At 69.1% G+C, this 19,658-nt stretch carries 15 protein-coding genes; 6 read left to right on the top strand and 9 right to left on the bottom strand.

Going from position 1 to position 19,658, the window contains the following annotated elements:
* Positions 1-6: 6 nt before the first annotated feature.
* Positions 7-402 carry a carboxymuconolactone decarboxylase family protein gene (locus OO69_RS06120; RefSeq protein WP_033279582.1) on the bottom strand — a complete coding sequence of 132 codons (396 nt, stop codon included), beginning with the start codon at positions 400-402 and terminating at the stop codon, positions 7-9.
* A gap of 226 nt (positions 403-628) precedes the next feature.
* Here OO69_RS06120 and OO69_RS06115 point away from each other — a divergent pair, with 226 nt between their 5' ends.
* Positions 629-2,257 (top strand): flavin-containing monooxygenase, encoded by a 1,629-nt coding sequence (locus tag OO69_RS06115; protein WP_033279368.1) that lies wholly within the window; start codon positions 629-631, stop codon positions 2,255-2,257.
* A gap of 56 nt (positions 2,258-2,313) precedes the next feature.
* On the opposite strand, the gene OO69_RS06110 is transcribed toward OO69_RS06115, so the two are convergent.
* Entirely contained in the window at positions 2,314-2,712 is a 399-nt protein-coding gene (locus OO69_RS06110; RefSeq protein WP_033279367.1) for a nuclear transport factor 2 family protein, read from the bottom strand.
* Positions 2,713-2,762: 50 nt separating this feature from the next.
* Positions 2,763-3,161, bottom strand: a complete 399-nt coding sequence (locus OO69_RS06105; RefSeq protein WP_033279366.1) for a nuclear transport factor 2 family protein — start codon at positions 3,159-3,161, stop codon at positions 2,763-2,765.
* Positions 3,162-3,317: 156 nt separating this feature from the next.
* Between OO69_RS06105 and OO69_RS06100 the strand changes: the two genes are divergently transcribed.
* The gene (locus tag OO69_RS06100) at positions 3,318-4,367 is read left to right on the top strand and encodes a cyclase family protein (RefSeq protein ID WP_033279365.1); all 1,050 of its coding nucleotides are present in this window, start codon (positions 3,318-3,320) and stop codon (positions 4,365-4,367) included.
* Between the two features lie 60 nt (positions 4,368-4,427).
* Here the strand turns inward: OO69_RS06100 and OO69_RS06095 are convergent, their stop codons facing one another.
* Positions 4,428-6,410, bottom strand: coding sequence for an alpha-ketoacid dehydrogenase subunit alpha/beta (locus tag OO69_RS06095; RefSeq protein WP_033279364.1), 1,983 nt, complete (start codon positions 6,408-6,410; stop codon positions 4,428-4,430).
* A gap of 141 nt (positions 6,411-6,551) precedes the next feature.
* Between OO69_RS06095 and OO69_RS06090 the strand changes: the two genes are divergently transcribed.
* Positions 6,552-7,259: a TetR/AcrR family transcriptional regulator gene (locus OO69_RS06090; protein ID WP_033279363.1), complete on the top strand. Its 708-nt coding sequence runs from the start codon at positions 6,552-6,554 to the stop codon at positions 7,257-7,259.
* 43 nt (positions 7,260-7,302) lie between these two features.
* On the opposite strand, the gene OO69_RS06085 is transcribed toward OO69_RS06090, so the two are convergent.
* The 3 genes from OO69_RS06085 to OO69_RS06075 are packed head-to-tail and all read right to left on the bottom strand — an operon-like array spanning position 7,303 to position 10,344.
* The gene (locus OO69_RS06085; protein WP_033279362.1) at positions 7,303-8,457 is read right to left on the bottom strand and encodes an acyl-CoA dehydrogenase family protein; all 1,155 of its coding nucleotides are present in this window, start codon (positions 8,455-8,457) and stop codon (positions 7,303-7,305) included.
* A 1-nt stretch (position 8,458) separates the two neighbouring features.
* Entirely contained in the window at positions 8,459-9,517 is a 1,059-nt protein-coding gene (locus OO69_RS06080) for a 2,3-butanediol dehydrogenase (RefSeq protein ID WP_033279361.1), read from the bottom strand.
* A 14-nt stretch (positions 9,518-9,531) separates the two neighbouring features.
* Positions 9,532-10,344, bottom strand: coding sequence for an enoyl-CoA hydratase/isomerase family protein (locus OO69_RS06075; protein WP_063744410.1), 813 nt, complete (start codon positions 10,342-10,344; stop codon positions 9,532-9,534).
* Between the two features lie 174 nt (positions 10,345-10,518).
* Between OO69_RS06075 and OO69_RS06070 the strand changes: the two genes are divergently transcribed.
* The gene (locus OO69_RS06070; RefSeq protein WP_033279360.1) at positions 10,519-12,051 is read left to right on the top strand and encodes an acyl-CoA synthetase; all 1,533 of its coding nucleotides are present in this window, start codon (positions 10,519-10,521) and stop codon (positions 12,049-12,051) included.
* A 3-nt stretch (positions 12,052-12,054) separates the two neighbouring features.
* Positions 12,055-12,843: an SDR family NAD(P)-dependent oxidoreductase gene (locus OO69_RS06065; RefSeq protein WP_051800796.1), complete on the top strand. Its 789-nt coding sequence runs from the start codon at positions 12,055-12,057 to the stop codon at positions 12,841-12,843.
* Positions 12,844-12,852: 9 nt separating this feature from the next.
* Here the strand turns inward: OO69_RS06065 and OO69_RS06060 are convergent, their stop codons facing one another.
* On the bottom strand, positions 12,853-13,662 hold the full coding sequence (locus OO69_RS06060) for a thioesterase family protein (RefSeq protein WP_033279359.1): 810 nt from the start codon (positions 13,660-13,662) through the stop codon (positions 12,853-12,855).
* Positions 13,663-13,936: 274 nt separating this feature from the next.
* On the opposite strand from OO69_RS06060, the gene OO69_RS06055 reads away from it, so the two are divergent.
* Positions 13,937-15,289, top strand: a complete 1,353-nt coding sequence (locus OO69_RS06055) for a beta-1,3-glucanase family protein (RefSeq protein ID WP_033279358.1) — start codon at positions 13,937-13,939, stop codon at positions 15,287-15,289.
* A 73-nt stretch (positions 15,290-15,362) separates the two neighbouring features.
* Here the strand turns inward: OO69_RS06055 and OO69_RS06050 are convergent, their stop codons facing one another.
* A complete protein-coding gene (locus OO69_RS06050; protein ID WP_051800795.1) occupies positions 15,363-19,643 on the bottom strand; it encodes a discoidin domain-containing protein in 4,281 nt (1,426 codons plus the stop codon).
* Between the last annotated feature and the right edge of the window lie 15 nt (positions 19,644-19,658).

The following is a 19,658-nucleotide window of genomic DNA, read 5'->3' as shown; positions in this document are numbered from 1 at the left end:
GTTCGGCTATTCGCCCAGGGCCTCGCGGGCCGCGGTGCGGGCGGCGACGGCCCGGGGGAAGCCGGTGTACCCGGCGGAGTGGTAGAGGATCTCGGCCAGCTCGTCCCTGGTCACACCGTTGGTGAGGGCGACCCGGACGTGGGTCTTCAGCTCGGTCTCGGCGCCGAGCGCGATCAGGATGCCGAGGGTGACCAGGCTGCGGTCGCGCGGGGCGAGGCCCTCGCGGCCCCACAGCGCGCCCCACACGGTGGACAGGCCGATCTCGACGAGATCCTCGCCGAGCTTGCCGTCCCGCATGTCGAGATCACCCTCCGCGGGGACCACCCCGGGCAGCGCGGCCCGCAGGGCTTTCAGTCCCGCGACGCGCAGATCGCTGGTTTCCTTGACGTCTTCGGCGCTCATGCCCGACTCCCGGTTCATGCGATTGCATTCGTCCCAAGCGAAAGTTAGATCAAACGGTCGGTACAATCAATGCCTGAACGGATATGGCTGGTCCAAGCTCTCTCCGTCATCGCCATTGATCGGGCCCAGCCCCTCATCTACTCTCGGTCTGAATATTCGACCGACTGGTCGAACTATCAAACCAGGGACATGTGCGAGCCGCAGCCCCAGTCGCCTTGGAGGGCAAATGAGCGAAGCTTCGAACCCGGCGGCCCGGGACCGGGTCGACGTGCTGGTCGTCGGCGCGGGCGTCACCGGCATCTACCAGCTGTACAAGGCCCGCGAGGCCGGGTTCTCGGTGCGCCTCCTCGAAGCGGGCACCGGCGTGGGCGGCACCTGGTACTGGAACCGGTACCCCGGGGCGCGCTTCGACTCGGAGAGCTACACCTACGGCTACCTGTTCTCGAAGGAGCTGTGGGAGGGGTGGGAGTGGTCGGAACGGTTCGCGGGCCAGCCCGAGATCGAGCGCTACTTCAACCACGTCGTCGACCGCTTCGACCTGCGGCGCGACATCCGCACCGGCGTCAAGGTGACCTCGGCCGTCTTCGACGAGCCCTCCGGCACCTGGACCGTCCGGGGCAGCGACGGCACCGAGGTGCGGGCCCGCTACGTCGTCGCCGCGACCGGCAACCTCTCGGTGCCGTTCATCCCGAACATCCCGGGACGCGACGACTTCCGTGGCGCGCAGCACCACACCGCGCGCTGGCCGAAGACGCCCGTCGACTTCACCGGCAAGCGGGTGGCGCAGATCGGCACCGGCTCCAGCGGTGTGCAGATCATCTCCGCGATCGCCGACGACGTAGCACAGTTGACGGTGTATCAGAAGGACGCCGACTGGCTCACGCCGCTCAACAACGGGCCCATCGCGCCTGAGGAGCAGGCCGAGTTGAAGGCGAACTTCGAGTCCATCCGCGAGACGCTGAACACCTCGCCGAGCGGCTTCCTGCACCAGATCGTCATGCGCTCCGGCCTCGACGACAGCCCGGAGGACCGCCAGGCGTTCTACGAGGAGCGGTGGAACGGTCCCGGCTTCACCAAGCTGACCGAGCACTACATGGACATGCTGTCGAACGAGACCGTCAACGCGGAGTGGTGCGCGTTCATGGCCGACAAGATCCGCAGCATCGTCAAGGACCCTGATACGGCCGACAAGTTGATCCCGAAGGGTCATGGCTACGGCGGCCGCAGGCCTCCCTTCGGCACCGGCTACTACGAGACGTACAACAAGCCGAACGTCTCGCTCGTCGACATCAACACGACGCCGATCACCCGCATCACCGAGGATGGCATCGAAACCGCCGACGGTGTCGAGGAGTTCGACATCATCGTCTGGGCCACCGGCTACGACTTCGGCACCGGCGCCCTCAACCGCCTTGGTGTGCAAGGCCGTCAGGGCCTTCCGCTGAAGGAGTACTGGGCGGACGGCCCGCGCACCTACCTCGGCGTCGCCACGGCCGGCTTCCCCAACTTCTTCTTCCCCGGCGGCCCGCACGGCGCCACCGGCAACAACCCGCGCTACGCGGGCGACCAGGTGGAGATCGTCACCGACGCCATCGTCCACGCCCGCGACCACGGCTACGACGTCGTCGAGGTGACCGAGGCCGCCGAGGAGGAGTGGACGGACAGCATGAACAACAGCACCATGTCCTCCTTCCTGGAGAGCAGCTACTTCTACGGCGGCAACATCCCCGGCAAGCCGGTGAAGCAACTCCTCAACCCGACGGGCCGGTGGGCGCTCCTGGAGGCGATCAAGGCCGTGAAGGAGAACGAGTTCCCGACGTTCGTCCTCTCCAAGGCGGAGACCCCGGACGCGTGAACGCCCGGACGCCCATGCCGCCCTGGACGTGGGCGGCACGGGCGTCCGGGTTGCTCCTACTCCGCGAAGGTGGTCACCCGCTGCTGGAAGCGCCAGACGCCGTCCTCGCGGCGCAGCACGTCGTCGTAGCGCCCGACCAGCTGGACGCTCCAGCCGGAGTCGCCGCGTGCGAAGAACGCCAGGTCGCTGGTGGCCGTCGCCTCGTCCTCGGTCGCCGAGGTGACGACGGTGTTGGCGATCAGGTGCAACTGCGGTGCCTGGGGCGCGAATCCGCCGAAGCCCTGCCGGATCGCCTCGCGGCCCTCGAACTTGGCCATGCCGACTATCTCGGCGACACCGTCCGCCGTGTACAGGTCGGCGATGTCGTCGGTCCGTCCGGCGTCCAGGGCCTGGGCGTAGGCGGCGATGGCGGTCTGTACGGCCGCGGTGACGGACGCGTCGATCGTGGTGGTCATCTCACTCCAGGGTCGGGAAGGAAGGTCAAGAAGGCTGTGGGGGACGGCAGTTACGCCTGGTACGTGGTCTTCCTGTGCTGCAGCAGCCAGGTGCCGTCGTGCCGGCGCAGGGTGTCGTCGTAGTGCCCGACCACGCCCACCGCCCAGCCCGCGTCGCCGCGCTGGAGGAAGACCACGTCGCTCAGGGCGCGGGCCTCGTCCTCGCCCGTGGACGTCACGACGGTGTTGGTGACCAGGTGGAGCTGCGGCCGGACCGGCTCCCAGCCCTTGAAGGCCGCGTGGATCGCGTCGCGCCCCTCGACCGGGTCCATGCCCGGGATCTCCAGGACGCCGTCGGGCGCGTACTGCGCGACGACGTCGTCGGTGCGGCCGGCGTCCTGGGCCTGGGTGTGCGCGCCGAGTACGGCCCGTACGCCTGCCACGACCCACGCCTGTGTGGATTCGCTCATTCTTCGCTCCAAGGTCGGGTGTTTCGACCACTCAGTCTATTGATGAGTCGAAGATAAAGGGAGGGGTGCGCGTCGGATTCGTTGACCGATCGGTACAATCACAAATAACATGCGGGCGGCTGGTCAACGGGGACTGTCGCCGAAGGAGGCGTGATCATGACGAAGCGTTGGAAGCAGCGTCCGCCGGGCTCTACGTGGGGCGATTGGGGCGAGGACGACGAACTGGGCCGTATCAACCTGCTCACCCCCGAGAAGGTTCTGCAGGGGGTCCGCGAGGTCGAGCACGGGATCAGCTTCAGCCTGAGCCTGCCGCTCGACTATCCGGGCGGGAGCGAGCTGAACCAGCGGCGCTACCCTCCGATCCTGCGGCCCACCGAGGACCTCGAGCACAAGCAGGACGTCTTCTACAACATCAGGGGGCGGGAGCACTTCTCGCCGCACCTCACGGATGTGTGGTCCGACGACGTGGTGACCCTCTGGCTCCAGTACTCGACGCAGTGGGACGCGCTCGCCCACCAGGGCCAGGAATACGACGCCGACGGCGACGGCGTCGCCGAGGCCGTCTACTACAACGGGTTCCGCGCCGACACCGACATCGTCGGACCGCAGGAGGACGCCAAGGGCGACGGCAGCGGCACCCTCGGCTTCGCCCGCCACCTCGGCCTGGAGCACATGGCCGAGCACGGGGTCCAGGGCCGGGGCGTCCTGGTCGACCTGGCCCACCACCTGGGCAACGCCTGGCAGCCGGTCAACCTGAAGACGCTTCAGGAGATCATGGCGGCGGACAACATCGTCGTCGAGCCCGGTGACATGCTCCTCCTGCACACCGGTTTCGACACCGCGGTGATGGCCTGGGGCAAGAACCCGGACCCCGTGGGCATCCACACCACGGCCTCCTACCTCGACGCGTTCGACCCGGCGCTGCTGGAGTGGATCGCCGAGTCGCAGATCTCCGCGCTGGTCTCGGACAACTACGCCGTCGAGGGCGTGGGCGTCGGCCCCGAGGACAACACCCCGCACTCGCTGCTCCCGATCCACAACCTCTGCCTCTTCAAACTGGGCGTCCCGCTCGGCGAGTTGTGGTACCTGGAGAAGCTGGCGGCCTGGCTGCGCGAGCACGACCGCAGCCGCTTCCTCCTCACCGCGCCCCCGCTCAACCTGCCGGGGACGCAGGGCAGTCCGCTCACGCCGGTCGCGACCGTCTGACGGCTGATCCACGACGGGAGGGCCCCGGAATTCCGGGGGCCCTCCCGTCGTACGTCCCGTTCAGACCGCGGCGATCCGCCGCAGTGTCTCCGCGATCGTGTCCCGCGACGGCAGCCACACCCGCTCCAGCGAGGGCGCGTACGGCGCCGGGACCGGCGGCGGCGCCACCCGGGTGACCGGGGCGTCCAGGTGCCAGAAGCCCTCGTCGACGGCCATCGCGGCGAGTTCGGCGCCGACGCCGAAGTCGCGTACCGCCTCGTGCGCGATGACCAGGCGGTTGGTCTTGGCGAGGGACGCGAGGACGGTCTCGCGGTCCAGCGGGGAGATCGTGCGCAGGTCGATCACCTCGACGCTGATGCCCTCCCCGGCGAGCAACTCGGCGGCGGCCAGGGCGTCTTGGACCATCCGTGACCAGGAGACCAGGGTGATGTCGGTGCCCTCGCGGACGACCTTCGCCTTGCCGAGCGGGATCAGGTGGTCGGCCGGGGGCTTGGGGCCCTTGAGGCCGTACTGGAGCCGGTTCTCCACGAAGACCACCGGGTTGGGGTCCTGGATGGCGGCGCGCAACAGGCCATAGGTGTCAGCCGGGTTGGACGGCATCACCACCGTCAGGCCGGGGATGTGGGCGAGGATGGCCTCCAGGCTCTGCGAGTGCTGGCTGCCCGAGGAGCGGCCCGCGCCGAACTGGGTGCGGACGACGAGCGGCATCGAGGCCCGGCCGCCGGTCATGAAGCGGAGTTTGGCGGCCTGGTTGAGCAGCATGTCGAGGCAGACGCCGATGAAGTCCATGTACATGATCTCGACCACCGGCTTCATGCCGGCCATGGCCGCACCCACCGCCGTACCGACGACGGCGCTCTCGCTGATCGGGGTGTCCCGCACCCGGCCGGGGAAGGCCTGCGCGAGTCCGCGGGTCAGTCCGAAGACGTTGCCGCCCGCGCCGACGTCGATCCCGGCGACGAACACGCTTGGATCGGCGGCGAGTTCGTGTTCCAGGGCCAGTCGTACGGCGTCCATGGACCGGAAGATCTCGGCGTCGGCCGGGAGCGGCGCCGGCTCGGGGATCGGGACGCGGGGCGCGGAGACGTAGTCGTGCAGGGTCTCCGGGGCGGGCTCCGGCAGGCTCCGCGCCCAATCGATCGCGGCCTCTATCTCCTTGTCGATCTCCTCGTCCACGGCGTCGGCCGCCGCCGCGTCCAGCCGGCGGCGGGCCACCAGCAGCGGGTCGCGCTCCTTGGCGGCGGCGACCTCCTCGGCGGGGCGGTAGCGCTCGGGGTCGCCCTCGTAGTGGCCGTGCCAGCGGTACGTCTCCGCCTCCAGCAGCACCGGGCCGCCGCCCGCGCGCAGCCGCGCGACGATCCCGGTCATGGTCTGCGCGACGGCCAACACGTCGTTGCCGTCCACGTGTTGGTACTCGATGCCGTATCCGGCGGCGCGCGCGGAGAGCGGGGCGCGGTGCTGTTCGGCCTCGGGGGAGAACTCGGAGTAGTGGTTGTTCTCGCAGAGGAAGACGACCGGCAGATCCCATACGGCGGCCAGGTTCACGGCCTCGTGGAACATGCCCTGGGCCACCGCCCCGTCCCCGAAGAACGCCACCACCACGTCACCGGCCGCGCGCAGTTTGGCGGCGGTGGCGACCCCGGCGGCGATCGGGAGCCCGGCGCCGACGATGCCGTTGGCGCCGTAGATCCCGAGACCGGGGTCCGCGATGTGCATCGAGCCGCCGCGGCCGTGGCAGGTGCCCGCCTCCTTGCCCATCAGCTCGGCCATCATCGACGCCGAGTCCAGGCCCTTGGCCAGGACGTGGCCGTGGCCGCGGTGGGTGGAGGTGATGCCGTCCCGCGGGCCCAGCGGCCAGCAGGCGCCGACGGCGCTCGCCTCCTGCCCGATCGACAGATGCAGGAAGCCCGGGATCTCCGTCACCTTGTACAGGTCGGACGCCCGCTCCTCGAAGCGGCGGATGCGGCGCATCCGCCGGTACATCTCCAGGAGCCGGTCCGTCTGTGCGGAGCCGGTGCCGGTGTGATGCGATGCCTGAGTCATACGGTCCTCGCTTTAATGTACCGTTTGGTCTAGCAAACTAGAGCGACGTCCCCGGGACTGCTTCCCCCAGGCGTGCCACGATCCGGCGCCTGTGCGGCCCCGGGACAGCACGCACGTCGTCACGGCAAGGGGAGAGAAGAGATGCCACGACCGCCGGGTCATGGGCCGGGCTTCGAAGTCAGACGCCAGAAGATCATCGACACCGCCGCGTCCCTGTTCGCGCAACAGGGCTACGCCGCGACCTCCATCAACGACCTGGGCCGCGCGGTCGGGCTCGCCAAGGGTGCCCTGTACTACTACATCGGCTCCAAGGAGAACCTGCTGATCGAGATCCAGTCGCGGGTGCTCGGCCCGCTGCTGGCCCGCGCCAAGGAGATCGCGGCCCTCGACGAGGTCCCGCTGCTGCGGCTGCGGCTGCTGTCCGAGTCGCTGCTGACGATCATCTTCCGCAGGCTCGACCACATCTGGGTCTACGAGCACGACTACCGCAGCCTCAGCGGCAAGGAACTGGAGATCGTGCTGCGGCAGCGCTCCGACTTCGAGCTGCTGATCACCGGCCTGCTCACGGAGGCCGTCGAGGAGGGGACCTTCCGTGCGGTCGAACCGCACCTGGCCACCCTCCAGTTCCTCAACCTGCACAACCACACCTACCAGTGGGTGCGGCCGGACGGCAGCTGGGACGCCGCGTTCCTGTCGGGCGAGTACTGCTCGACCCTGTTCCGCGGTTTCGCCGCGTCCGTCGGCGACCTCCCGGACGTCGAGGCGCTGGCCGCCGAGTTCAAGCGGGCCCGGCCCGAACTGCCCCTCGATCCCGAGGCGTTGTGGGAAGCGGTCGCCGTGGCGAGCTGACCGGACCCGCGGTGCGCCACCGCGCACCGCGGATCCCGCCCGCTCACGCGCCCTGGACCAGGGCCCTGGCGATGACATTGCGCTGGATCTCGTTGGTGCCCTCGCCGATCTCCAGGATCTTGGCGTCGGCGTAGAAGCGGGAGATCTCCGACTCCCGTACGTACCCGTAGCCGCCGTGGATCTGCAGCGACTGGGAGGCCGCCCGGTTGGCGACCTCGGAGGCGTACAGCTTGGCCATGGCGGCCTCCGTGCTGTGCGGGCGCCCCTGGTCGGCGAGCCACGCGGCGCGGTAGACCATCCACCGGGCGGCCTGGTACTCCGTACCGATGTCGGCGATCTTGTGCGCCACGGCCTGGAAGTCGGAGAGCGGACGCCCGAACTGGTGCCGTTCCTTGGCGTGTTTGACCGCGAGAGCCAGTGCCGCCTTGGCCAGCGAGAGGCCCAGCGCCGCCACGCTGATCCGGCCGCCGTCGAGCACGGACAGGAACTGCCGCAGCCCGTTGCCCTCCTCGCCGATCAGATGGTCGTCGGAGACCCAGCAGTCGGTGAACACCAACTCCCGTGTGTCCATGGCGTGCCAGCCGAGCTTCTTCAGCTTGGCGCCGACCGTGTAACCGGGCGTACCGGTCGGCACGTAGAAGGTCGCGTAGCCCTTACGGCCGTCCGCGTCCTTGCCGGTCGTGGCCAGCAGGGTGACGCCCTGGCTGATGTCGGTGCCCGCGTTGGTGATGAACATCTTGGTGCCGTTGATCACCCAACCCCCGTTCGCGCGGCGGGCGGTGGTCGCGATACCGGCCGCGTCGGAACCGGCGTCCGGCTCGGTCAGCCCGAACGCGCCGATCGCCTCGCCCTTGGCCAACGGGGTCAGCCAGCGGTGCTTCTGCTCCTCGGTGCCGTACGCGAGCAGCGGCAGCGTGCCGATGGTCGAGTGCGCGTTCCACGAGGAGGCCACCGACTGGTCGGCGGCGCCGAGTTCCTCCATCACCGCGACGTAGGTGACCGTGTCCGAGCCCGCCCCGCCGTACTCCTCCGGCACCAGCATGCCCATCAGGCCGAGTTCGCCCAGCTTGGTGAAGACCTTGGTCGGGAAGATCTCGTTCTCGGACCACTCGGCCGCGTGGGGCGTGATCTCGTTGGCCGCGAACTCGCGGACCATGTCCTGGAGAGCGAGGGTCTCCTCGGGCAGGTCGAAGTCCATGTCACAGTCCCTTCGGGGTCAGCAGCACCTTCAGGTGCTTGGCCCGGTCGGCGGCCAGGTCCTCGAAGACACCGGCTCCTCCCGAGAGCGGAAAACGGCCGGTGATCAGGGCGGAGGCGTCCAGGCGCCCGGTGCTCATCAGATCGATCACGCGCGGGATGTCGAAGTTGTAGCCGAGCGTGCCGACCACCGACCGCTCGTAGAACACGAGTTGGCCCATGTCGAACTCGACGCTGCCGTGTCCGACCCCGGCCAGCACGACCCGTCCGCCGCGCCGCACGATCGACACGGCCTGCCCCGCGAGCGCGGGCACGCCGGTCGCGTCGATGACGACGTCCGGGCCGATGCGGTTCGTTCGCACGAACACCTCACGCCGTACGTCCGTCTCGCGCGGGTCGAAGGCCTCGGTGACGCCGATGCCGAGCAGCATCTCTCGGCGGCCGGCGAGGGGTTCGCTCACGAACAGGCCTGCGGCGCCCGCGATTTGGGCGGCGAGGACCACGGCTACGCCGATCGGGCCGCCGCCGACGACGAGGACGTTGTCGCCCGGTTTGACGCCGGCCCGGGTCACGGCGTGCAGGCCTACCGCCAACGGCTCGGCCACGGCGGCTAGTTCGTCGCTCACGTTGTCCGGGAGGCGGGTGAGGCCGGCCAGTGGGACGGTGACGCGTTCTGCGAAGGCGCCGGGGGAGGCTAGGCCGACCGAGCCGCTCTTGGGGCAGATGTGGTATTCGCCTCGCGTGCACCAGAAGCAGGTGCCGCAGCGCCAGACCGGGTCTGCGGTTACTCGGTCGCCGACCTTGACGCCGGGCAGGTCCGCTCCCAACGCGACTACTGTGCCGCTGAGTTCGTGGCCTAGGGCGAGTGGGGGCTTGGCTCCCGTGAGGGGGTGCGGGGCCTCGCGAATCATGTGGGGGCCTTCTAGGTACTCGTGCAGGTCTGTGCCGCAGATTCCGCACCACGTCACTTCTACGACGGCCTCGTGGGGCGCCGGGTCGGGGGGGTCGGCCACCTCTTCGTAACGGAGATCCTGTGCACCGTGCCAGACGAGTGCCTCCATGTTTTCCGCCCCTTTCATGTCGTGGTTTGGCTGTCGGCCGGTGGGGGCTGGTCGCGCAGTTCCCCGCGCCCCTTAGGTGAGCTGCGGTTCAGGAACTTGTGGAGTCCCGCTGTTGCATCCCCTGTGCCGAACACCCCTGTGAACAGGGCGCGTTCAAGTGCTAGGCCCGCCGACATGCTCGCGTCCGTGCCGTGGTCCACTGCCTCTTTGATGGCTTCCAGGGCTGCGGGTGGGCCCTCGGACAGACGGCGGGCGTACGTCAACGCGGCTTTCAAAGCGGAGCCAGTAGGGACCACCTCGTCCACCAACCCCAGGCGCAGTGCCTCCTCCGCCTTTACCCTGCGGCCGGTCATCAGGAGGTTCTTCGCGCGGGACGGGCCGATCAGGCGGGTCAGGCGTTGGGTGCCGCCCGAGCCGGGCATGATGCCGAGCTGGACCTCGGGCTGGGCGAAGACCGCGTCCTCTGCGGCCACGCGGTAGTCGGCGGCCAGGGCCAGTTCCATGCCGCCGCCCAGGGCGTAGCCGGTGACCGCCGCGATCACCGGCATGGGCAGGCGGGCGACCTCGTCGAAGGTGCGCTGCAACGCGCGGTTCCAGCCGCGGATCTCCTCCGGGCCCATCGCGGCCAGGGCCTTGATGTCGGCGCCGGCGGCGAAGAGCCGTTCGCCGCCATGGAGCACGACGGCCCGTACGGCGGGGGAGTCGGCCAGCCCGCGTACGCAGGTGGCCAGCTCCTCTCTCTGGAGGGAGTCGAAGGCGTTCATCGGCGGGTTGTCGAGGCGGACCGTGACCACCGGTCCATCGGTGTCGAGCCGGATGCGTGGCACGAAGAACCCTCCTCGTCGGCGAAGCGACTTTGCGTGTGCGCGGACGGTTGTCGTCGCGGACGCTCCGTCGTACAGTGCGGCTCCCAGGTTTTATAGACCAAGGGGTACACTAAATCTTGGGAGCGGGCAACCGACCGGTCGGGACATTTCCGGCCGCCGAGCGAGAGAGTCGCCGTGCACAATTTCGCGAGCATCCTCGACCACCACCTGGCCCAGCGGCCCGACGCCGTGGCCGTCACGCAGGAAGGACGCAGTCTGACGGTCCGTCATCTGCATGAACGGGTGAACCAGTTGGCCGCCGGCCTGGCCGAACTGGGCGTCGGGCGCGGCGATGTCGTAGGCCTGCTGCTCTACAACCAGCCGGAGTTCCTGGAGCTGGTGTACGCGACCAATCAGCTCGGCGCGGTCTTCCTGCCGCTCAACTACCGCCTCTCGGAAGAGGAGTGGCAGTACATCCTGGGGCACGCCCAGGCCAAGGTGATCGTCACCGAGCCGGAGTTCGTGGGGGCGGTGGAGCGCAGCGCCGGGTGTCTGACGGACCTGGAGCACCGGGTCGTGATCGGCGGCGACCTGCTCGACGAGCCGTGGATCGGTTACGAGGAGCTGCTGGCCCGGCACAAGGGGGAGCGGGTCGAGCCCGTGGACGTCGGGCTCGACGACCTCCAGCGGCTCATGTACACCTCCGGCACCACCTCACGGCCCAAGGGCGTCCGCATCACCTACGGAAACCTCCAGGCCAAGAACCTCGCCCACATCGTCCACTTCGGGCTGACGGCGGCGGACACCACGCTGGTCTGCGGGCCGCTCTACCACGTGGGCGGTCTGGACATGCCGGCCCTCGGGGTCCTGTACGCGGGCGGCGGTGTCGTACTGCAGCGCAAGTTCGACCCGCAGGCCGTGCTGGAGGAGATCGAGAAGCACCGTGTCACCAATGTCTGGCTGGCGCCCGCCATGGTCAACGCGGTCCTGGAGGTCCCCGGCCGCGAGGAGTACGACACCAGCTCGGTCCGCTTCATCCTCGGCGGCGGCGAGAAGACCCCCGAACCGGTGCTCCGGCGCATCATGACCGCGTTCCCCAACGCCTGGTTCGCCGATGCCTACGGCCTGACCGAGACCGTCTCCGGCGACACCTTCCTCGACCGCGAGCACGCGCTGTCCAAGCTGGGCTCGGTCGGGCGTCCCGTGCCGCACACGCGCGTGCGGATCGTCGACGACACGGGGGCCGAGGTTCCGGCCGGTGAGCTCGGCGAGATCACTCTGCGCGGGCCCAAGGTCTTCGCCGGGTACTGGCGCGACGAGAAGGCCACGGCGGCGGCGATCCGGGACGGGTGGTTCCACACCGGGGACATCGGGCACGTCGACGAGGACGGCTTCCTCTTCATCGACGACCGCAAGAAGGACATGATCGTCTCCGGCGGCGAGAACATCGCCACGCCCGAGGTGGAGCGCGTGCTGTACGAGCACCCGGCCGTCCTGGAGGCCGCGGTGGTCGGGATCGACCATCCCCGCTGGGGTGAAGTCCCGCGTGCCTTCGTGGTGTTCAGGCCCGGCGAGAGCGCGGGGCCCGAGGAACTACGGGAGTTCTGCCGGGCGCGCCTGGCCAAGTTCAAGGTGCCGGCCCGCTTCGACATCGTCGACGAGCTGCCCCGCACCCCGTCCGGCAAGGTCCTCAAGCGGACCCTGCGCGACCTCCCCGCGAAGGGCTGAGCCATGACGGACGTGAACGACGTGAATGACGTGAATGCCCAACTCCGGCTCGACGGACGGACGGTGTGGGTAACGGGCGCGGGGAAGGGGCTGGGGCGCGCGATCGCCGTCGCCCTGTCCCAGGCGGGCGCCACCGTGGCGGCAACAGCCCGTACGGCGACGGACCTTGAGAGCCTGGAGGCCGAACTCGCCGCCCACGGCGGCAAGGTGCTGGTCCTGCCCGGCTCGGTCGCCGACTCCACCGTCGTACGGACCATCGTCGGGCGCATCACCGACGACACCGGCCGCCTCGACGCGGTCGTCAACTGCGCCGGTACGAGCCCGCACTTCACCCGGAGCGAGCGGGTCACCGACGAGGACTGGCAGCAGGTCCTCGACGTCAACCTCCAAGGCACCTTCTACTGTTGCCGCGAGGCGGGCAGGGTGATGCTGGACCAGCGGTCCGGCTCGATCGTCAACGTCTCCTCGGTGCACGCCCGCACCGGCTTCGAGCGGATCGCCGCCTACGCCGCGAGCAAGGGCGGGGTCGAGGCCCTCACCAAGTCCCTCGCCGTGGAATGGGCCGACCGCGGGGTCCGCGTCAACGCCCTCGCGCCCGGCTACTTCCACACCGACCTCAGCTCCGGCCTGCTGGCCAGCCGCTGGGGTGAACGCATCGTCGACAGCACGCCGTTGGGCCGCGTCGGCGACGTATCGGAACTCGGCGGAGCCGCCGTCTTCCTCGCCTCCGACGCGTCCCGCTTCGTCACCGGGACGACCCTCACGGTGGACGGCGGCTGGACCGCGCGGTAGGGCCCGCGCTCACTGCTCCGGCGCGGGCCGCACGGTGAGCATCTGGAGCGCGTGTCCGACCGGGCCGTCGACGTCGTGCAGCACGGTGCTCGTCAGGCCCTGTCCGGTGGGCCCGAAGGTGACCGTCGTGTCCAACCCGGTCCAGTCGCCCACGGGTTGGCGGTGCAGGTGGACGGTCAGGTCGACGTTCGGGTAGATCCAGGCGGTCGGCGGCTGTCGTACGGCGATGCCGTTCGCGGTGTCGACGAGGGCGAGGTAGGACGCGAGCGGGCTGCTGGGCTCACCGGCGACGAGGGTGTGCCGGGTGGAGACCCAGGCGGTCGTACGGCCCGGCCGGGGTGGCGCGAGCGGTCGTACGTCGACCGAGGCGATGTATCCGCCTGGCCAGAGCGCGCTCATCTCCCAGGGGGCCAACTCCTCGGGAGGGGTGAGCCGTTGGTCCGGGCCGCCCGCGACGGCGGCGGTGTCGATCGCGGCGAGGAACCAGGCCCGGGCCCGCACCACCGGCCGGTCGGCGACCAGCACCACCGCCTCGACCAGCTCGATCGTGCGGCCGGGGCGGACGACCTCCACCCGGATCTCGCACTCGTCCAGGGCGAGCCGCCCCAGGATGTCGTAGCTGATCCGCGCCATCACGAGCCCGTCGCCGCCCGGCCGCGTCGCCAACTGGCGCTCGATGGCGTGGACGACGAGTCCGCCGAGCGGGCTGAAGTGCAGCTCGTCCGGGTCCCAGGCGCCGCCCGCGTGAGCGGTGGGCTTGTAGCGGTGCTCGTCGATGCGCTCGTAGTAGCTGTCGGGGACCGGGGTTCCGGGGTTCAACGGACTTCTCTCCCAAGGCTGTTCTCGCCGTGCGTGCCGTGCTCTGTTCCGGTGGCCACTCTGCCACCTGCGGAAAGGTCCGTACCGGACGCGTCAAGTGATGGAGGAACAGGGCGGGTCGGAGCGCGGACTGAGGTCGGGTCCTGAACGGAAGTCGCGCCATCGGCGCCCGCGTCGACGAACTCCCGCTGATTCGGCTTCAGTTGTTGACGGCTGGCAGGGGCGGGACTACAACCCGGGGAGAGCGCTCCCAACCCCACTGAGGAGACCCTCCATGCAGACGTCCACCGGCATCTCCGCCAGACCTCCGACCGGAGCCGTGCGCTCCCGTACGGCTCTCGGTCTGGCCCTCGTCCTGATCGTCGCCTTCTTCGCCGCCCTGAGCCCCTCGCCCGCCCGCGCCGCCGACCAGTTGCTGTCCCAGGGGCGGCCCGCCACCGCGTCCTCGACCGAGAGCGGGTCCTTCCCCGCGAGCGCGGCCGTCGATGGCAACACCGGCACCCGCTGGTCCTCCGCCTTCGCCGACCCGCAGTGGCTTCAGGTGGACCTTGGAACGGTCCAGCAGATCACCCGCGTCTCGCTCAACTGGGAGGCCGCGTACGCCACCGGCTACCAGATCCAGACCTCGACCGATGCGACCACCTGGACCACGGTCTACTCCACCACGACAGCCACCGGCGGCACCCAGAACCTCACCGTCACCGGCAGCGGCCGCTACGTCCGCCTGTACGGCACCGCCCGTGCCACCCAATGGGGCTACTCCCTCTGGGAGTTCCAGGTCTACGGCCCCGGCAGCACCACCCCGCCCGACGACTTCTGGGGCAGCACCAGCGACATCCCGGCGGCCAACAACGCCGTGGAGGTGAAGATCCTCAACCGCACCAACGGCAAGTACCCGGACAGCCAGGTGTATTGGAGCTTCAACGGGCAGACGCACTCCATCGCCGAGCAGCCCTACCTGGACATGCCCGCCAACTCCGCGGGCCGCATGTACTTCTACCTGGGCTCGCCGACCAGCTCCTACTACGACTTCATCGAGTTCACGGTCGGCTCCAACGTCTTCAACGGCAACACCACCCGCGTCGACGCCTTCGGCCTCAAGCTCGCCATGCGCCTGCACAGCAAGGACGGTTACGACACCGAGGTCGGCGAGAACCGGGCGACCTTCGCCGAGGACCGCGCGACCACCTTCCAGCGGTTCACCGACGCGGTGCCGGCCCAGTTCAAGGTGCTGGCGCAGACCCAGGCGCCGTACCGGATCATCGCGCCCGGCAGCGACCCGAGCTTCCGCGCGGGCGGTGCCAACGCCAACTACTTCACCTCGTACGCCCAGTCGGTCGGCGTGAACGCGGCGACCTCCGACATCTTCGGCTGCGCGGGCTCGCTGGCCGCCGACCCCAACATGTGCGCCGCCCTCAACCGCCATGTGGCCACGCTTCCGGCGTCGCAGCAGTCCGACCCGGCGCAGTTCTACAAGGCGGCGCCCGCCAACTACTACGCCAAGTTCTGGCACGACAACGCCATCAACCAGCTTGCCTACGGCTTCCCTTACGACGATGTCGCGGGCCAGTCCTCGTTCATCTCGCACGCCAACCCGCAGTGGCTCCTGGTCGCCGTCGGCTGGTAGGCACGGACGCACAGCGAAACGGGGCCGCCCCTGTCAGGTGGGGCGGCCCCGTTTCAGCTTCTGTCGGCGGGAGTTACTGGACGTTGATCGTGAACGTGGACGTGGTGTTGCGGATGTCCTGCGCGTTGCCGCTCATCCGCAGGTTGACGAAGGTGGCCGAACCCACGGCGGGTCCCTGACCGGGTTCCGGCAGCTCGTTGGCCCAGATGCCCCAGCCGGACTTGGCGTCGAACGCGTCTCCGCTCTTCTTGGAGTTGGTGATGGAGATGTCGGTGAAGATCGTGTCCTTCACCGGGAACTGGGCCTGCCCGCCTACGTAGTTGGTCTGGAACATCACTCCGCCGTAGGTGGAGTTGTCGATGTCGACGTCGTTGACCCGGATGCCCTGGAAGACCTTCGAGGCCGAGAACGCCCAGATGGCGGGGAAGACTTGGGAGCCCCAGAAGTGGCCGCCCGTTCGGTCCAGGGAGACATTCTCGATCGTCGTCGGATCGGTCCCGAAGCCGTTCATCGGGTAGCCGAAGTCCAGCGAGGAGATCGTGATGCCGGAGTAGACCAGGGTGTCGGCGACCCTGATGTTGCGGAAGGTGTTGTCGTAGCCGCCGTAGACGGCGATACCGGCCGCACGCCAGGTGAGCGTCGAGGTCAGGTTCTCGTAGAGGTTGTTCTTCTCGTCGGCGCCGCCCGCGTCGATCGCCGAGAAGAGCGCGAAGCTGTCGTCACCCGTGGCCCGGGCGTCGTTGTTGACCACGTGGTTGTCCGTGGAGCCGTTCGTCATGTTGATGCCGTCGGCGAACGTGTCACGGATGCGGGAGTTCTTGATGGTCATGTTGTCGGTGTTGGCGCCCCAGTACATGCACACCATGTGCTCGACCCAGATGTCGTCGATGGTGATGTTGGAGACGTTGGAGAAGTCGAATACCTTGCCTGGTCCGTCGATTCGGGAGGTGTAGTTCCCGAAGTAGGCGAAGCCGGTGAACGACGAACCGTTCGCGGTGGCCTCGGCCCGGATGCCGACGTCGGTGTTCTCCTGCGAGGCGGGGGCGTGGAAGCGGGTGAACCACGACCCGGCTCCTACGACCTTGACCGCCTTGCCGTAGACCTGCAGCTTGCTGGAGGTCTCGTAGTCGCCGGCGGGCAGATAGACGCCGACGAGCTTGCCCGTGGTGTCCATCCGGACCTTGTCGAGCGCGTTCTGCACGTCCTGCTGCGCGAAGCCGGCCGGGACCACGTAGGCGGCCGGGTCCGGGTTCGGAGTCGCCGTCGCCTGCTCGGTGTTGATGAAGTCGATGGCGTAGGTGGAGGTGTTGGCCGCGTCCTTCTGGAGCCGGATCTTGGAACCGGCCGGAACCGTCTTGCCCAGCAGGAGATTCGCCTCGTCGTAGATGTGGCGCTGGGTACCGGCACTCGGCGAGTTGCCGGGCGCGGTCTCGGCGCCGTACAGCCAGGCGTACTTGGAGGTGAGGTCGATTGCCTTGAGGAACTGGCCGTCGACGTAGACGTCGAGTGTGGTGTCGGTGCCGTCGGGGATGGAGAAGCGGGTGACCAGGGTGTTGGTCGACGCGCGGGTGGTCCATTCGACGTACTGGCCGGTCGAGTTGAGGGTCACCGCCTTGCGGCCGCTCGCCTCCCCGGCGATGTCGCCGACGGTGCGGTTCGGTCCGACGACCTGGGCGCCGCCGCCCACCGCGCCGTCCTCGGCCTCGTACATGTCGTACGGCATGTCGGCGCCGCGGCCGACGAACAGGGGTTGTGTGGTGGTGTTGTTGGTCCGCTTGACCGGGAGTTCGTTGGTGTCGTCGGCGATGACCGTCTTGACGCTGAACTTGCCGTTGACGGCCGTCCAGGAGCCGAGGCTGACGGGTGCGGTGGTCTGGCCGGCGGCGATGGTGCCGTTGTAGGAGCCGGTGAGTGTCTTGACGGTGGCGCCGTTGGCGTCCAGGAGCGTCAGCGTGACGCCGTGGGTGCCCGAGGCCGAGTCGACCGTGCCCTGGTTCTTGATCGCCACGGTGAACGTGACGTTGTCGCCCGCCGAGGCGCTGGACGGGGTCCAGGCGACCGGTGCGGCGACCAGGTCGGAGCTGGAGACCGGCTTTACGACGAGGGCGTCGGGGGCGGTGTAGACGTTGTTGCCCTCGTTCTGCTCGATGACCTTGTTGGACGGGTCCACCTCGGCGCCGAGCGGGTAACTCCCCGCGTCCCGTGTGCCGATGCTCGCCGTGACCGTCGTCGACGCGCCGGCCGCGAGCACCGGGACGTCCGCCGTGGCGGCCTTGGTGCCGCCGAGCGTGAAGTTCAGGTCGGTGGCCTTGGACGCTTTGCTGCCGCTGTTGGTGACCGTCGCCGTCAGGCTGATGGTGTCCGACTCGACCGGGGCTGCGGGCGAGTGGGTGATGCCGGTGACCTTGAGGTCCGGGTTGGCGGCCGGGGTGCCGATCACCTGGAACTCGGCGACCTGCCCGCCCGGGGCACCGGTGTTGGAGGCGAACTTGAGCTGGATGTCGGCGGCTGCGCCGGAGACCGGGATGGTCACCGTGTTGCCGCTCGCCGGGTTGAAGACGTAGTCCTTCGCCGCGACGAGACTCGTGAACGCGGTCGCGTCCTGGTCCCGGCCCAGCACCTGGATGTTCTGCGTCCGCGTCGACCACGCGGGATCCGGGTTGAGCTTCACGACGACCTGACTGAGGTCGGCGTTCGCGCCCAGCTTGGTGGTGAGGGTGGCCGGGTAGGCACCGCCCCCGCCCTCCCAATAGGTCGCTGTCTGGCCGTCGTTGGCGTTCGCGGCGACATAGGTGAAGGTGTACGACGAGGCCTCGATGGGCTTGCCCTGCGCGAGGTCGGAGCCCGCGCCGTTACCGGCCCGCGTGACGCTGTTGCTCGCCACCGACACGTTCCCGGCGGCGTCCTTCGCCTTCACGTAGTAGGTGACCGTGGCCGTCGCCGACGGGGTGTCGGTGTACGAAGTCGCGTCACCGGCAAGGGACTTGAGGAGCTGGTCGTTGGCGTAGACGTCGTACCCGGTGACCTGGACGTTGTCGCTCGACGCCTGCCAGGTGAGCTTCACGTCGCTGCCCGACTGGGTGTAGGCGAGGCTGCCGGGCGCGGTCGGGGCCTGGGTGTCTCCGGTCGAGCCCTTGCGCGTGACGCTGTTGCTGTTGGCGGAGACGTTGCCCGCCGCGTCCTTGGCCCGCACGAAGTACGTGATGTCGCTGCCGGCCGGCTGGGTGTCCGTGTAGGTCAGCACGTTGCCGGCGACGCTCGACCTCAACTGCCCGTTGGCGTAGATGTCGTAGCCGGTCACGGCGGTGTCGTCGGTGGCCGCGGTCCAGTTCAACTCGATCTGCCCGGTGGCCGGTTCGGTGTAGCTCAGGTTGCCCGGCGCGGTGGGCGCCTGGGTGTCGCCGGTCGCCGGTCCGTAGACCTCCAGCTCGGACACCTGCCCGGCGGGCCAGCCGGTGTTCGCCGTGATCAGCACGCGGACGTACCGCGTGGTCGTCGCGTCGAAGGCGATCGTCGTCGACTGGGCGGTGGAACTGTCGAAGGTGTACGCCTTCGAGGCCGTCAGATCGGTGAAGTTCTGGTTGTCGGTCGACCCCTGGATCTTGAGCGTCTGACTGCGGCTCGGCCAGCTGCCCGGCAGCCGCAGCGTCACCTGGTTGACCCTGACCGACGAGCCCAGGTCGACCTGGAGCCACTGCGGGAACGCGTTGTTCGTGCTCTCCCAGTAGGTGTTCTGGTTGCCGTCACCGGCGTTGGCCGCGCCGTAGACATCGGCGTGCCCGCTCTCGCTGAAGGGCTTGCCCAGGGCGAGGTTGGCGGTCTCGGCGGTGGCAGTGAGGACCTGCATCTCGGCCAACTGGGCTGTTCCGGCGACCGAGTTGGCGCTGAAGTCGGCCCGTACGTACCGGGCGAGGGTCGAAGGCACCGAGATCTTCACGGTGTTGTCGTCGCCGGGGCTGAAGACGTACTGCGCCGACGACTTGAGCGTCGCGAAGCTCTTGCCGTCGTCGCTGCCCTGGAGCGCCAGCGTCTGCTTGCGGGTCTGCCAGCCCTCGGGCAGCCGCAGCACGACCTGCCGGACGCGCTCGCTCTTGCCGAGGTCGGTCTGCACCCACTGGGCCGACTTCTTCCCGGCCTGCCAGTAGGTGTCGGTGTCGCCGTCGGTGATGTTGGTGGCCTTGTGCGCGCCGCGGGTGCTGCCCGCGGTGGTCTTCGCGCCCGCGGCGACGTTCGGACCGCCGGCCGCGTGCGCGCCGACGGCGGGCAGGCCCAGCACCATCACGGCGGAGGCGAGCGCGGCGATCGCCGCGCGGCGTCTGGGGGATCTCTTCTTGTGTCGGGTGGGTCGAGTCATACGGGTCACTTCCTG

The sequence above is a fragment of the Streptomyces sp. NRRL F-525 genome, assembly GCF_000716605.1.
Lineage (GTDB): Bacteria > Actinomycetota > Actinomycetes > Streptomycetales > Streptomycetaceae > Streptomyces.
The sequence above is the reverse complement of the archived record's forward strand: the minus strand, read 5'-3'. Positions and strand labels throughout refer to the sequence as shown.